This is a genomic window from Empedobacter sp. UBA5987 (assembly GCF_002429865.1).
GTDB classification, from domain to species: domain Bacteria; phylum Bacteroidota; class Bacteroidia; order Flavobacteriales; family Weeksellaceae; genus Empedobacter; species Empedobacter falsenii_B.
In genome coordinates this window covers 1-14,275 of record NZ_DJBB01000012.1, presented here as the reverse complement: position 1 = coordinate 14,275, position 14,275 = coordinate 1, and the positions used below count along the sequence as shown (strand labels likewise).

The following is a 14,275-nucleotide window of genomic DNA, read 5'->3' as shown; positions in this document are numbered from 1 at the left end:
TATGCTGAAGAAAAGAATCATACCATGTCTCGACATCAAAGATGGACGAACGGTAAAAGGTGTTAATTTCGTGGGCTTACGCGATGCGGGAGATCCAGTGGAATTAGCAAAAAAATATGTAGAAGAAGGTGCTGATGAATTAGTCTTTTTGGATATCACAGCGACTTTAGAAAAACGTAAAACCTTAGCTGAAATGGTTGAAAAAATTGCTTCAGCTATTAATATTCCGTTTACAGTTGGTGGCGGAATTAATTCTGTGGAAGATGCTTCGGCGGTCATCAAAGCTGGTGCAGATAAAGTTTCCGTTAATTCTTCGGCTGTCAAAAATCCTCAATTAATTGCAGATTTAGCAGCTCGATTTGGATCGCAATGTGTAGTCGTTGCAGTAGATACTCGCGATGTAAATGGAACACAAAAAGTTTTCGTAAGCGGTGGAAAAATTGAAACCGAATGGGAAACGTTAGATTGGGTCAAAAAAGTAGAAGAATTAGGCGCTGGCGAGATTCTGTTAACGTCTATGGATGGCGATGGAACAAAAGCTGGTTTCAAAATTGATATTACAAAAGCGGTTGCTGATGCTGTAAATCTTCCAGTAATTGCTTCTGGTGGAGCAGGAAAAATGGAGCATTTTACAGAAATTTTTACCCAAACCAAAGCAAGTGGTGGATTGGCTGCAAGTATTTTTCACTTTGGTGAAATTCCAATTCCGACGCTTAAAAGTTATTTAAAAGAACAAAATATTCCGATACGATGAAGATCGATTTCAATAAAAGTAATGACGGATTAGTTCCCGTTATTATTCAAAATTATCTTAACAATAGAGTTTTGATGTTAGGTTATATGAACGAAGAAGCTTTTAACAAAACCCAAGAAATTGGAAAAGTGACCTTTTATTCTCGTTCAAAAAATAGATTATGGACAAAAGGTGAAGAATCAGGAAACTTCTTAGAGGTTAAATCAATTGCGGTTGATTGCGACAACGATACAGTTTTAATCAAAGCAAAACCTTTTGGACCAACTTGTCATACGGGTTCTACGACTTGTTTTAAAGAAGAAACCAACCACGGATTTGTATATGAATTAGAACAAACCATTAACGATAGAATTGATTTGGACAATGATCCAGATTCGTATACCAACAAATTATTCAAAAGAGGAATCAATAAGGTTGCGCAAAAAGTAGGTGAAGAAGCAGTTGAATTGGTGATTGAAGCCAAAGACAACAACGATGATTTATTTATTAATGAAGCCGCGGATTTAATGTATCATTATTTAATTTTATTGAAAGCCAAAGGTTTCAAATTAGAAGATGTAGAAAATGTTTTGAAATCAAGAGAAAATGGTCCAAGACGAGCTGAGTAAAGTAGTTTAGAAATATAAAAGATTGCAGATTAGCAATCTTTTTTGTTTTCAAAAAACTGATGTTTAGCAGAATTAGCCAAATTTATTTAATTTAATTAGAATTAATATAAATAAAAATAATACTTTTGAAATCAAATTAAAATTAGTCTAAATAATCATTACAATATATTCTATTCATATGAAAAAATTATTCATTTCTGCTGCTATCCTTGTTGCTTCATTTATTCAAGCTCAAACGAATACGTTGATGGACGCTGGTTTTTGGAAAAATAATCCAACAATAGAAACTGTAAAAACTGAAATTTCGAAAGGAAATAGTCCTTCTTTTCAAAATGGTGGTTTCTTTGATCCTGTTGTGATAGCGATTAACAATAAAGCAGATTTTAATGTGACTAAATTTTTAATTGAACAAGAAGGAAATTCTATTGATAAAAAAACGCATCACTCAAGAATTTATCTTCAATGGGCTGCGGCTGCGGGGAATTTAGAATTGGTAAATTATTTATTAGCCAAAGGTTCTGATGTTCACTACAAAGACAGCCATGGTTACGATGTGATTACGTATGCTGCAAGTGCTGGAAATCAAAATATAGCGGTTTACGATGCGTTAATTAAAGCTGGTGCCAATCCAAAAGTTAAAGGAGAAAATGGGACTAACTTAATTATGGAAGCAATTGCAAATGATGATGATTTAAAAGTAACAGAATACTTTATTTCGAAAGGTTTATCATTAAGCGAAAAAGACGCTAACGGACGTACTATAGCGGATTATGCTGCAAAATTAGGAAACTTATCAATCATAGATAAATTAATCGCGAAAGGTGTAAAACCTACAGATCAAGCTTTATTTTTTGCCACTCAAGGTTCGAGAACAAAAGAAAATGGTGTAGAAGTTTTCCAAGAATTAATTACAAAATATAAATTAAATCCAAAAGCGTTAAATCCAGACGGACAAACATTATTATATGCTTTATCTCGCAGAGGAAACTCAGAAACAATCAACTTTATCTTATCAAAAGGTGTTGATGCTAAAATTGCTGATAAAGAAGGAAACACTGCATTAATGGTTGCTGCTGGAGGAAAAAACACAGATTTAATCAATACATTTTTATCAAAAGCAAATAATGTAAATGCGATTAATAAAAATGGTGAGTCAGCTTTAACGAAAGCTGTTGCTTCTGGAACATCTCAAATCGTTGCTTTATTGTTAGAAAAAGGCGCTAAAGCTGATATTGTAGATAAAGATGGAAATAATTTGGCTTATTATTGGTTCAATTCTTTCAAACCAAATGATGAATCATTCGCAGAAAAACAAGCTTTATTAACAAATGCAAAAGTTGATTTTAAAGCTACTCAAAGTAAAAGTGCAACTTTGCTACACATTGCTGTTGATAAAGGAAATGTAAATTTGGTGAAAAAAGCGATTGAATTAGGTGTGTATCTTAATACACAAGATGAAGACGGAAATACAGCTTTACACAAAGCAGCTTTGATTGCGAAAGATGATGCAATCTTAAAAACTTTGGTTGCTGCTGGAGCGAAAAAAGATATTAAAACAGAATTTGACGAAACAGCTTATGATTTGGCTAGAGAAAATGAATTCTTAAAGAAAAATAATGTGTCTATTGACTTTTTAAAATAATGAAGGAGATGAAATTTAACTTAATCAAAAAATTAGTTGGATTAGTTGTAATCTTAATGGCAACTGCCACTTTTGCACAAACAACAAAATACAAAACAATGATTCAGATGAATAATTACACGGGAAAAGAAGCCTATGTAGTGATTTCATTAATCAATCCAAAAGGACAATACGAAAAAACTTTAGGTGTTTTGGGAACAGATAACGAGTGGTATAACACGTTAAAAGAATGGCACAAATTCAATAGTAAAAAGAAAGAAAAATTAAACGGAATCACAGGTGCTTCAGTTGCTGGAGGAGCGAGAGCTACACGTGTCATCGAGTTTGATACTGCAAAATTGAATAAAGGATACAAATTACGTTTTGAATCTGCTGTAGAAACTCAAAAATACGTCGCAAAAGATGCTGAAGTTGCATTAAATTCTTCGGATTTAGACAACAAAGCAGGTATCAAAGGTTCAGTTTATATTAAAGCCGTACGTTTTATAAAAGTTCAATAAAATGACATTATCTATTTGGAGATATGCGCATTTGAGTCTTGCAATTTTATCTTCAGCATTTTTAGTTATTCTATCTATCACAGGAGTAATTTTGGCTGTTGATGCAATAAACGAAAAATCGCCCGCATACAAAGTAGAAAATTTCGATAACATAACACTCGCGCAAGTTTTACCAACTTTGCGCGAGCATTATTTTGAAATAATAGAAGTAAAAGTTGATCACAATGATTTTGTGACAATTGATGCGATGGACGAAGATGGAAATTCGATCAAATCTTACATTGATCCTACAACAGGAAAAAAGATTGGTGAGATTGTTCCAAAAAGTGATTTCATCAATTGGGTCACAGCCTTGCACCGTTCATTATTTCTAAAAGAAACAGGACGAGCAATTGTTGGTGTCGTATCTTTTTTATTGATGTTAATTTCAATAAGTGGATTAATCTTAATCGTAAAACGTCAACAAGGAATTCTAAATTTCTTTATAAAAGTTAACAAAGACTCCTTTTCACAATATTTTCATGTTGTAACTGGACGTTGGTTATTAATTCCAGTTTTAATCATTGCATTAACAGGAACATTGATTTTCTTAGCGCGATTAGAACCTTTAGTTGGTCAACCAAAAGAAATTGAGCATCAAGCTAAAGAAAATTTACAACCAAAAGATTTAAAAGACATTGAATTCTTCAAAAACACGAAATTAAGTAGTGTTGAAAAGATTGAATTTCCTTTTATTCCAGATGATGAAGCAGAACCATTTATCGTTCATTTAAGAAAAAAATCGGTTTCGGTGAATCAAGTAAATGGAGCGATTATTTCAGAATCGTTGAATCCTTATTCAGCAATTGTAGAAAAATTCAATATCGATTTACATACAGGTCGCACCAATGTTATTTGGGCTGCGATTTTAGGAATTGCTTCGCTTAACATTTTATTCTTTATTTGGTCAGGATTTGTAATTACGTTCAAACGTACAAAAACGAAAATTGGCAAAAATAAATATAAAGCTAACGAAGCTGAAATTATCCTTTTAGTTGGTTCTGAAAATGGTGCAACTGTTGGTTTTGCTTCAAAAATTCAAGAACAATTTTTAGCAAACGGAAAAAAATCATTCATCGCTCAGATGAATCAATATGAAATTTATCCAAAAGCAAAACAACTCATCATTTTTACCTCAACTTATGGAATTGGTGATGCGCCTGCGAATGCTAAGAAATTTGAACAATTAATCACACAATTTCCACAAAACCAATCCATCGAATTTTCGGTTGTAGGATTTGGCTCAAGAGCATATTCAGATTATTGTGGATATGCAATTAAAGTTGACAAATGGTTGAATGATCAAAAATGGGCAACGCGATTATTGAATTTGAAAACGGTAAATGATAAATCGCCAGAAGAATTCACAAATTGGGTCATTGCATACAAAGAAACGACAGATATTCCGTTAGCAACAACGCCTGCGATGTATGTTGGAAAAGCACCAGAACTGAAAAATGTTAAGGTTATTTCTACCACTAAAATCACACAAGAAGATGCTACATTTAAAGTTATTTTAGATGTAAAAGAGAAATTCAAATCTGGAGATTTATTAGCAATTTATCCCGAAAGTGATCACAAAGAACGCTTATATTCGGTTGGAAAAGTAGATAATAAATTACAGTTAATTGTAAAATTGCATGAGTTTGGATTAGGTTCTCAATATTTATATAATTTGGTTCAAAATTCTACGATTAAAGCTCGAATTGTAAAAAATAAAGCCTTTAGATTTCCAAAAGCTTCAAAAGTTGTGATGATTGCAAACGGAACAGGAATTGCACCTTTTCTTGGGATGATTGATGAGAATTCAAAAAATATTGAAACGCATTTATACTGTGGTTTCAGACATGATAATGAAACAACAAAATCTTATCAAGAATTTGCTACGAAACAAATTTTTACGAATCATTTGAGTCAATTTCACATTGCATTTTCTCGTGAAGAAAATAAACAGTATGTGATGGATTTAGTCAATCGTGATGCTAAATTCTTTGCTGAAACATTACAAAATGGTGGAATTCTTATGATTTGTGGTGCTCTCACAATGCAACATGATGTAGAGAAAGTTTTGGAACAAATCTGTCAAGAACATTTGAATAAATCATTCGAAGAATTCAAAACAAATGGGCAATTTTTGACGGATTGTTACTAGAAAAATAATTTTGATGCAATCCTAAAACAAGTTCAGAATAACCTAATACCTGTCATACCGAGCTTGTCGAGGTATCTTTAAGCTTTATACTTTTCGATAAACTCAGAATAACAAATGAATAAACCAAAATGAAATTCATTCTAAAAAATATATTCACTTTTATACTATTGTATGTTCTAACTCCGATGAATGCTCAAACGGTTGGAGTTAGAGATACAATTTTAATGGGAAGTAAATTCAAAATTACATTGGTTGATTCCGATTCTATTTCCGTTGAAAAAAACATCAATAAAGCAATTGATGAAATGATTAGAATTGAGAATTTGATTTCTGATTGGAAACCAACTTCGCAAGTTTCTCTTGTCAATCAAAATGCGGGAATAAAAGCGATAAAAGTAGATCGAGAAGTTTTTGACTTAACAAAGCGTGCGATTTATTTTTCGCAACTAACCGATGGTGCTTTTGACATTAGCTTTGCGGCAATGGACAAAATATGGAAATTTGATGGTTCAATGGAAAAGATTCCAACTCAGGAAGAAATTTCAAAAGCCATCGAAAAAATCGGTTATCAAAACATTATTTTAGATGAAGAAAATTCAACAATATTCTTAAAAAAAATTGGAATGAAAATCGGTTTTGGTTCAACAGGAAAAGGTTATGCAGCACAAAAAGCACGAACTTTCATGCAAGACCTAGGAATACAAGCGGGTATAATTGATGCTTCTGGTGATATGACAACTTGGGGAAATCAACCAAATGGAGAAGCTTGGAAAATTGGAATTACAAATCCATTTAATCGTCATAAAATGTTGGATATTCTCTCAATGAAAAATGCTGCAGTTACAACTTCTGGTGATTACGAAAAATTTATTTTGATTGATGAAGTTCGCTATTCACACATTATTGATCCCAAAACTGGAATTCCTTCAACAGGATTAACAGGGGTTACAGTTATTGGTCCGGATGCTGAAATGTGTAATGGTTTTAGCACTTCTATCATGGTTTTAGGAAAAGAAAAAGGATTGAATTTAATCAATCAACAAAAAGATTACGCTGCTCTTTTTATTACAGATAAAGGGAAGATTATTCGTTCAAAAAACTACAAAAAAATTAAACGAAAACTTGAGAAATAACACTTAAAAATGGTGATTTAGATATGCAGTTTCAACGTAAAAATGCTCCTTACAAAGAAGTTTCTGAATCAATTTTATTTATCCAAAACAGCACTTTCGCAATATCAATAATTTAGCTTAAATTATTTAAGTGTATAATAACCATTATATTTAGTAAAAGGTGTTTTTTATAGAAAAAATAGACTCAGTTCTGTAATTTTTGTTATGCTTCATTTTAAATAAAAAGTCGAAATTGCACCTAAACAAAATACAAAAGCTATGAACGACAATAAAAAATCTCATTGGGAACATATATATGAAGTAAAAACTCCAGAAGAAGTGAGTTGAACACAAGAAAAACCAGAAACTTCTTTAAATTTTATTCATTCTTTTGGAGCTGATAAAACAGCTAAAATTATTGATATTGGTGGTGGAGATAGTAAGTTGGTCGATTTTTTATTGGAAGAAGGATATGAAAATATTTCTGTTTTGGATATTTCTGCAAATGCGTTGGAAAGAGCAAAAAAGCGTTTAGGAAATAATGCAGAAAAAGTAACTTGGATTGTTGCTGATATCACCGAATTTGAACCTACAGAACAATACGATATTTGGCACGATAGAGCAGTTTTTCATTTTTTAATAGAAGAAAATGACATCAAAAAGTACCAAAATTTGGTCTCGAAAGCTGTAAAAGGAAAAATGGTTATTGGAACTTTTTCGACAAATGGACCATTAAAATGTAGTGGTTTGGAAATAAAACAAAATGATGAAACGTCGTTAACCTCAACTTTTGAAGCTAATTTTGAGAAAATAGAATGTTTTACAATTGATCATAAAACGCCATTTGATACGATTCAGAACTTTATTTTCTGTAGTTTTAACAGAAAATAAAATGCGTTAGGGATTGCAGTGGAAATCCTTTGCTGTTGAGCAAATATTGAAACGAAAAGCCCGCTCGAACGCCCAGAATATAAAAATCATCTCCTTAATTCAGGAGATGATTTTCTTTTTTTAAAACTTTATTGTATTTGATATTTCCTTTTTTGATATCATTTAAAATCCATTTCAGTTCAGCATCTGTACGTTTAATTTTATCTTGCAAATTAGGCTGAATAAGTTGGTTTGGATAAACACCATGTGCCTGTTCTTCTCGTTTTTCCGTTGGAGAAAGATAAACTGTACCTACTGAAATTTTGAGTTTGGAATTGGGCAACGTAAATTTTGGCATCAACCCAGCAACCGTTCCATTAAAATCTCCTCCCGTTTCTTCACCTACAAAAAATGCTCGATTTTTTAGTTGAAGATTAGCCGAAATCAACGCCGAAGCAGAGTAAGAACCACCATTTATAATGACATACAAATTGTGGTGATACACGAGCTCTTTATCTATTTTGACATGCGAAAAAGGCATGTGCAATTCGTATTCATTTTTAGCATTTTTTGACGTCGAAAAATAAGTATAACCCGATCCCAACCAAAGCAACGGATAGGAATAAACGGGAAAAAGATTGTACAACGACTTGCCAAAAGAGGTTTTGTTCGCGACGATTTTTTCACCTAAAAATGCCTTGGAATCATCGACCAAATAAGCGTATAAATAGTGCGAATCTTTTAGGTAACCACCACCATTGTTGCGAAGATCAAGAACTAAATTTTGAACTTTATGATTCTTGATATCCGTAAAAACCTCTTTATATAGTTCGCGTATTTTTCCTTTCCTGAAATCAGTTACTTTTAACACCGCAATCGTACTGTCGTTCGTAGGAAAAGTCAAATCTTTGGAATAGGTTTTGGAACTTTTAGAATAGCCGTATTTCTTTTGTTTTATCCTAACTTTTCGCTCAACTTCTTTCTGCTCTTTTGTAATTTTTGGTAGTTCTGAAATCTTATCATTTTTAGGTTTTGGATAGGTACGAAATGTTTTTTTTCGGATGATTGAATTCCCCATTTTAAAAGTTAATTCAACCGAATCTTTAATTCCATTTTCTAAAGTAAAATAATTGAGAAAAGTTCGGTTAAAGACATTATCCGAAAAAGTTTGATTTTCACCATCTCCATAAATACTTTTTTTATATTTATCGTATAAATACTTTGTAGAAACACTATCTATATAAAGCAAAACTGAACCTTGATTAATCGGATTGATTTTACTGTAATCTGTCACTAAAAAAACTGAATCATTTTGCCAAAAAAAACTATAATCACTAAAAGCAGATTTAGATTCTTTGTATTTTTTTTCCTTGCTCTTTTCTAATCGTTTATATATCGGATAAATATCTGTATGACCATGTTCTAAACTTTCGAAAATCGGAAAAAACTTGACATAAAAATCATTTGGTTTCAATGGTTTATCAATTGACTTTTTAAGACTATCAAATTTATAATCAATTTGTTCTTGAGAAGTATATAAATCTAATTTTGGATGATATCTTTTTAGTTTTTTATAAACAAAATCTACATCTTTTTTCAATTTATTCGCAGGAATCTCTTTATCAATATCTGCATTATATTTCTCGACAGAAGCACAACTGCATATCAATAAAAGTGACAAATAAATTAGAGTAAATTTTAGTTGCATTAAGGATAATTAAATGAATAATAAGTTACAATATTATTTTACTTCTTGATAAAATTTTTCGATAAAATTTTCCATATATTGATGACGTTTTAAAGCAATTTCTTTTGCTGTTTTGGTATTCATCAATTCTTTTAATCTAAATAATTTATCATAAAAATGTTGTACACTAGAAGCGTCTTTCGAATTATCGTATGGATTATACAAAATATTACCAACACTTCCGCCATATGCAAAACAACGCGCAATACCAACCGCTCCAATCGCATCTAAACGATCAGCATCTTGCACAATTTCAGCCTCGATAGTTGTTGGTTTATTTCCTTTGCTAAATGAAACTTGCGAAACAATTTCCAATACTTTCTGAATAGATGTTTCTTCTACATAAATTGATTCTAAAAATTCTCTAATTAATTCCTCCGATTTATCAACTCCATTATGTAATTTATAATCACCAATATCGTGTGTCCAAGCAGCTAATTCGACCAAAAAAGAATCTGCATTTTCCGTTTCCAAAATCTTCTTCGCATTTGTTACCACACGTTCTATATGGAAATAATCGTGTCCTGTTCCTTCATCTAAAAAAGTTTTTTTGATATAAGCTTGTGTTTGAGTAAGTATTTCTTGTTTGTTCATTTTTTAAATTTATTTCCGAGTTTAAAAATACGTCAGAATCATTATTCAAAAAACTTGATTTTTCAGAATTAATTTAATAATCACTTTTAAAATAATTATTTATCAAAAATATTGTATATTTGCACCTCAAATTTGTAAAACGGGACGAGTTCCCCAAATAATTAGTTATACTATGGCTACAAGAATTAGATTACAAAGACATGGTCGTAAAGGAAAACCATTCTTTCACATCGTAGTTGCTGACTCAAGAGCAAAACGTGATGGTCGTTTCATCGAAAAATTAGGTACTTACAACCCAATTACTAACCCTGCAACTGTAGAATTAAATGTTGATTCTGCTGTAAAATGGTTACAAACTGGTGCTGAGCCAACTAATACTGCTAAAGCTTTATTATCTTACAAAGGTGCTTTTATGAAAAAACACTTATTAGGTGGTGTTGCTAAAGGTGCGTTTTCTCAAGAAGAAGCTGACAAACGTTTCGACGCTTGGTTAGAAGCTAAAGGTGAAAAAGTTCAAGCTAAAAAAGACGGTTTAACTTCAGGTGCTGCTGCTGCTAAAGCTGCTGCATTAGAAGCTGAAAAAGCTGTTAATGAAGCTCGTGTAAAAGCTGCTCAGGAAGCTGAAGCTGCTGCACAAGTTGAAGAAACTCCTGCTGAAGAAGCAGAAGGTACAACTGAAGAAGTTGCTACAGAAGAATAATTTTTAAGTTCAGAGACGTTCCAAATGACAAAAAATGATTGCTACTATTTAGGTAAAGTTACAAAGAGACATGGTTTCAAAGGTAATTTAATCATTCACTTGGATACAGACGAACCAGAATTATACGATACTTTGGAAGCAGTGTTCATCGAGCAAGATGGTACACTGGTTCCATTTTTTTTCGAAACTTCTCAGCCTTATCAAGGCACAAAATTATTAGTAAAATTTGAAGATGTTGAAGACGAAGATGTCGACAAATTAATCAATCGCGAACTTTATTTACCTCTAAAATCATTACCAGAACTTTCTGGAACAGATTTTTATTACCACGAAATTGTTGGTTTCACTATTTATGATCAAACAAATACAGAAGTTGGTACTATAAAATCTGTGAATGATTCTGCAGCGCAAGCTTATTTCGAAGTAGATGCGAATGGAAAAGAAATCTTAATTCCGATGATTGACGAATGGATTCTTGAAGTTAATCGCGAAGAAAAAGCAATGCTTATTCAAATTCCAGACGGATTATTAGAAATTTATTTGGGGTAATATTATTTTTTGGGCGTTCCCTATCGGGCGTGCTTTCCGTTGCAATCTTTTATAAAAAAAGAAAACAATAGCAGTTATTGGATGTCATATTATTTTTTATAAAAGGATTTCCACTACAATCACTAACGCAAGCATTACGATTAAAACTTGTTAATATAACCCAAGTTTATCAACTCATTTTTATTTTCATAAGTAAGATGAATTTAATTAAAATTATTATTGTGATAATAATTTTATAAATCGATATGTTTTATTTAATTTTGCAAAAAAAAGTTAAGAAATAATGAAAATAAATTTGAATATTTTTAAATTATTTATAATACGAATTTTTTTAGTTCTTGTTTTATATCAAATAAATAGATTAGGCTTTTATTATTATAATTTATCTTTTTTTCCAGAAATTAATTACATGACTTTTAAAGGAGGATTAATTTTTGACTTATCAATAATAGCTTACATTAATATAATATTTATTTTCTTACATTTTTTACCTGGAAAACTAGAAAGTAATAGGAAGTATCAGAAGTTTTTATTTTATAGTTTTTTTATTATTAATGGTTTTTTTCTATCACTTAATTTTATCGATTATGAATATTTTAGATTTGTAGGAAGGAGGAGCTCATTTAGTATGATAACTGCAGAGGGAATGTCTAATGAAATAGGAGGTTTATTAAAATCATATTTATTGGATTATTGGCAGATTCCATTGTTTATATTTCTTAATTTATTTTTATTTTGGTTTTTATTAAAAAAAATAAAGTATAAGCATATACAATCATTAAGTTTAAATAAATCAATTTTTTCCATTGTTTTAGGATTAATCATTTTTTTTCTTTTAGGGAGAGGTATAGATAAAAAACCGCTACAAGTTGTAACAGCAGCAGAATATGGAAGTATAGGAAATTCAGCTTTAGTTCTAAATACGCCGTTTACGGTTTTGCATTCATTAAGCAAAAAAAATGAATTAAAACCTGTACATTATTTTTCTAATGAAGTTGCACTTCATATTTTTAATCCAATACAAGAATTCAATTACGAAAAACCAAACAAAAAGAATGTTGTATTATTGATTTTAGAAAGTTTTGGTAGAGAAAATATACTAAGAGGACAAACTCCATTTTTAGATTCATTAATAAATAAAAGTTATTTCTTTGAAAATGCTTTTGCTAACGGAAAGCTTTCAATCGATGCAGTCCCTTCTACTATAACAAGTATTCCAAGTTTGATGAATAAAAGCTTTATTACATCAAGTTTTTCTTTGGATAAAACATATGGTTTACCTAAAATACTAAAGGCTAACGGATATAATACTTCATTTTTTCATGGATCATTTAATGGAAGTCAAAATTTTGATAAGTTTGCAAATTTAGCAGGATACGATACGTATTATGGTAAAAATGAATATGTAGGTCCTTCTTCTTTTGATGGGAAATGGGGAGTTTTTGATGAAGATTTTTTACAATTTTTTAATAAAAAATTATCAACTTTCAAAGAACCTTTTTTCTCTACACTTTTCACAATTTCATCTCATGCCCCATTTACTATACCAGAAAAATATAAAGGAAAGTTTCCTAAAGGAACTACAGAGATTCATGAATCTATTGCTTATGCAGATTATTCACTTAAAAAGTTTTTTGAGTCGGCTAAAAAAACGAACTGGTATAATAACACCATTTTTGTAATTACATCAGACCATACTTCTTCCACAGGTAAAGAAGCTATCTATAAAAATAATATAGGAAAATTTAGAATTCCAATTTTATTTTATGTTCCAAACGATGCTAAAATGGTTGCAAAGGTTGAGAAAAATTTTCAACAAGTTGATATTCTTCCAAGTTTGATGGATTATTTACAATTAAATGAAAAAGTTATAACCTTTGGTAAATCATATCTTTCTAATAAAAATTTTAATGTTAATTATTTAGATAATGTTTATAATCTTGAAATGGGAGATTATTATTTAGCTTTTGATGGTCAGAAATCACTAGGACTTTACAATTGGAAAAAAGATCCATTACTGAAAAACAACTTGATGAAAAAAGAGGCAAAAAAGAAAAATGATATGGAAAATTTTATAAAAGCCTATATTCAGTCCTACAATACTAGAATAATAAATAATAAATTAACTTTAGAAAATAATTAATTTAAAAATGATTAACGCAAGCATTACGATTAAAACTTGTTAATATAACCCAAGTTTATCAACTCATTTTTATTTTCAAAAGAAAAAAGATGACCATCTTTCAAATAGTAATTTTTGGTTGAAATTTTTAGTACATAGTCATATTGATGGTCGGATATTATAATCCCTTTACTTTTTGATTGTTCAACAATAAAGTTAGAAATCTTATCAATTAATAATGGAGATAATCCAGCGAAAGGTTCATCTAGAATACAAAATTTATTATTAGAAAATAAATATATTTTTATTTGTAAATAACGTTGTATACCATAAGATAAATCTTTAATTCTAAAATTTAAAATTTTTTCAATTTCAGGATCATTAATAAAAATATCATTTTCAGATTTATTCTTGAAGAATAAACGGATTAAGTTTTTTACTTTAAGAAATTTAGGGAAATGATTGAATTGAGTTGCAAATCCCAATCCTTCTTTTATTTCAAAAGCATTATTTTTTACAATTCCATCTAGTCTAATGAATTTTTGTTCACTTTCTTTGGAACCAAAAATCACATCAAATAAAGTTGTTTTACCACTTCCACTTCTTCCTACAATAGCAATAATATCATTTGTATTTATTTGTAAATATATTGAATTTAAAAGCTTATGTTGTTTGTGAAATTTCTGAATACTATCAATTTCTAATAAAGACATAATTATAAGTGATTAAAATTAAAAAGCTTAATAGTAAAGTTATTATGAAAGAAAATGTAAACAGTTTTATTTTTGATAACCTGAAATTATAATAACCCGTAGTGCATTTAGAAAATATTAATTTTTGAGTTGTTAATATTTCTATTTTGGTTTCTGTTTATTGTGTGAATAAT

General features: G+C 30.2%; 13 protein-coding genes. 10 read left to right on the top strand and 3 right to left on the bottom strand.

Going from position 1 to position 14,275, the window contains the following annotated elements; genetic code table 11:
• The first annotated feature begins 1 nt into the window (after position 1).
• The 7 genes from hisF to B3J26_RS01400 all read left to right on the top strand — a co-directional run bounded on the left by hisF (position 2) and on the right by B3J26_RS01400 (position 7,698).
• On the top strand, positions 2-754 hold the full coding sequence (gene hisF / locus B3J26_RS01430) for an imidazole glycerol phosphate synthase subunit HisF (protein ID WP_125349874.1): 753 nt from the start codon (positions 2-4) through the stop codon (positions 752-754).
• Complete coding sequence (gene hisIE / locus B3J26_RS01425; RefSeq protein WP_280049037.1) at positions 751-1,362, top strand: bifunctional phosphoribosyl-AMP cyclohydrolase/phosphoribosyl-ATP diphosphatase HisIE; 612 nt, start codon at positions 751-753, stop codon at positions 1,360-1,362. The genes hisF and hisIE overlap by 4 nt, the downstream gene beginning before the upstream one ends.
• Positions 1,363-1,540: 178 nt before the next feature.
• Positions 1,541-3,004 carry an ankyrin repeat domain-containing protein gene (locus B3J26_RS01420; RefSeq protein WP_291072851.1) on the top strand — a complete coding sequence of 488 codons (1,464 nt, stop codon included), beginning with the start codon at positions 1,541-1,543 and terminating at the stop codon, positions 3,002-3,004.
• An 8-nt stretch (positions 3,005-3,012) separates the two neighbouring features.
• Positions 3,013-3,504 carry a DUF2271 domain-containing protein gene (locus tag B3J26_RS01415; RefSeq protein ID WP_125349871.1) on the top strand — a complete coding sequence of 164 codons (492 nt, stop codon included), beginning with the start codon at positions 3,013-3,015 and terminating at the stop codon, positions 3,502-3,504.
• Between the two features lies 1 nt (position 3,505).
• Positions 3,506-5,695 carry a PepSY domain-containing protein gene (locus B3J26_RS01410; protein WP_291072850.1) on the top strand — a complete coding sequence of 730 codons (2,190 nt, stop codon included), beginning with the start codon at positions 3,506-3,508 and terminating at the stop codon, positions 5,693-5,695.
• A gap of 128 nt (positions 5,696-5,823) precedes the next feature.
• Positions 5,824-6,828, top strand: coding sequence for an FAD:protein FMN transferase (locus tag B3J26_RS01405; protein WP_291072848.1), 1,005 nt, complete (start codon positions 5,824-5,826; stop codon positions 6,826-6,828).
• 360 nt (positions 6,829-7,188) lie between these two features.
• Complete coding sequence (locus tag B3J26_RS01400; protein WP_349679500.1) at positions 7,189-7,698, top strand: class I SAM-dependent methyltransferase; 510 nt, start codon at positions 7,189-7,191, stop codon at positions 7,696-7,698.
• A gap of 94 nt (positions 7,699-7,792) precedes the next feature.
• Here the strand turns inward: B3J26_RS01400 and B3J26_RS01395 are convergent, their stop codons facing one another.
• Together B3J26_RS01395 and B3J26_RS01390 are read right to left on the bottom strand one after the other, a co-directional pair.
• Positions 7,793-9,385, bottom strand: coding sequence for a S41 family peptidase (locus B3J26_RS01395; RefSeq protein WP_291072846.1), 1,593 nt, complete (start codon positions 9,383-9,385; stop codon positions 7,793-7,795).
• A 33-nt stretch (positions 9,386-9,418) separates the two neighbouring features.
• Entirely contained in the window at positions 9,419-10,018 is a 600-nt protein-coding gene (locus B3J26_RS01390) for an HD domain-containing protein (RefSeq protein WP_291072844.1), read from the bottom strand.
• Positions 10,019-10,190: 172 nt separating this feature from the next.
• Here B3J26_RS01390 and B3J26_RS01385 point away from each other — a divergent pair, with 172 nt between their 5' ends.
• The 3 genes from B3J26_RS01385 to B3J26_RS01375 all read left to right on the top strand — a co-directional run bounded on the left by B3J26_RS01385 (position 10,191) and on the right by B3J26_RS01375 (position 13,410).
• Positions 10,191-10,718, top strand: coding sequence for a 30S ribosomal protein S16 (locus B3J26_RS01385; protein WP_180905332.1), 528 nt, complete (start codon positions 10,191-10,193; stop codon positions 10,716-10,718).
• 24 nt (positions 10,719-10,742) lie between these two features.
• Positions 10,743-11,267 carry a ribosome maturation factor RimM gene (gene rimM / locus B3J26_RS01380; RefSeq protein ID WP_125349534.1) on the top strand — a complete coding sequence of 175 codons (525 nt, stop codon included), beginning with the start codon at positions 10,743-10,745 and terminating at the stop codon, positions 11,265-11,267.
• A 283-nt stretch (positions 11,268-11,550) separates the two neighbouring features.
• Entirely contained in the window at positions 11,551-13,410 is a 1,860-nt protein-coding gene (locus B3J26_RS01375; protein WP_291072841.1) for an LTA synthase family protein, read from the top strand.
• A 29-nt stretch (positions 13,411-13,439) separates the two neighbouring features.
• Here the strand turns inward: B3J26_RS01375 and B3J26_RS01370 are convergent, their stop codons facing one another.
• The gene (locus tag B3J26_RS01370; protein WP_291072839.1) at positions 13,440-14,102 is read right to left on the bottom strand and encodes an ATP-binding cassette domain-containing protein; all 663 of its coding nucleotides are present in this window, start codon (positions 14,100-14,102) and stop codon (positions 13,440-13,442) included.
• Positions 14,103-14,275: the final 173 nt, after the last annotated feature.

Bases quoted from the DNA above. Each gene is read 5' to 3' on its own strand.
- hisF (WP_125349874.1), top strand. From the start codon at position 2: ATGCTGAAGAAAAGAATCATACCATGTCTCGACATCAAAGATGGACGA.
- hisIE (WP_280049037.1), top strand. From the start codon at position 751: ATGAAGATCGATTTCAATAAAAGTAATGACGGATTAGTTCCCGTTATT.
- B3J26_RS01420 (WP_291072851.1), top strand. From the start codon at position 1,541: ATGAAAAAATTATTCATTTCTGCTGCTATCCTTGTTGCTTCATTTATT.
- B3J26_RS01415 (WP_125349871.1), top strand. From the start codon at position 3,013: ATGAAATTTAACTTAATCAAAAAATTAGTTGGATTAGTTGTAATCTTA.
- B3J26_RS01410 (WP_291072850.1), top strand. From the start codon at position 3,506: ATGACATTATCTATTTGGAGATATGCGCATTTGAGTCTTGCAATTTTA.
- B3J26_RS01405 (WP_291072848.1), top strand. From the start codon at position 5,824: ATGAAATTCATTCTAAAAAATATATTCACTTTTATACTATTGTATGTT.
- B3J26_RS01395 (WP_291072846.1), bottom strand. From the start codon at position 9,385: ATGCAACTAAAATTTACTCTAATTTATTTGTCACTTTTATTGATATGC.
- B3J26_RS01390 (WP_291072844.1), bottom strand. From the start codon at position 10,018: ATGAACAAACAAGAAATACTTACTCAAACACAAGCTTATATCAAAAAA.
- B3J26_RS01385 (WP_180905332.1), top strand. From the start codon at position 10,191: ATGGCTACAAGAATTAGATTACAAAGACATGGTCGTAAAGGAAAACCA.
- rimM (WP_125349534.1), top strand. From the start codon at position 10,743: ATGACAAAAAATGATTGCTACTATTTAGGTAAAGTTACAAAGAGACAT.
- B3J26_RS01375 (WP_291072841.1), top strand. From the start codon at position 11,551: ATGAAAATAAATTTGAATATTTTTAAATTATTTATAATACGAATTTTT.
- B3J26_RS01370 (WP_291072839.1), bottom strand. From the start codon at position 14,102: ATGTCTTTATTAGAAATTGATAGTATTCAGAAATTTCACAAACAACAT.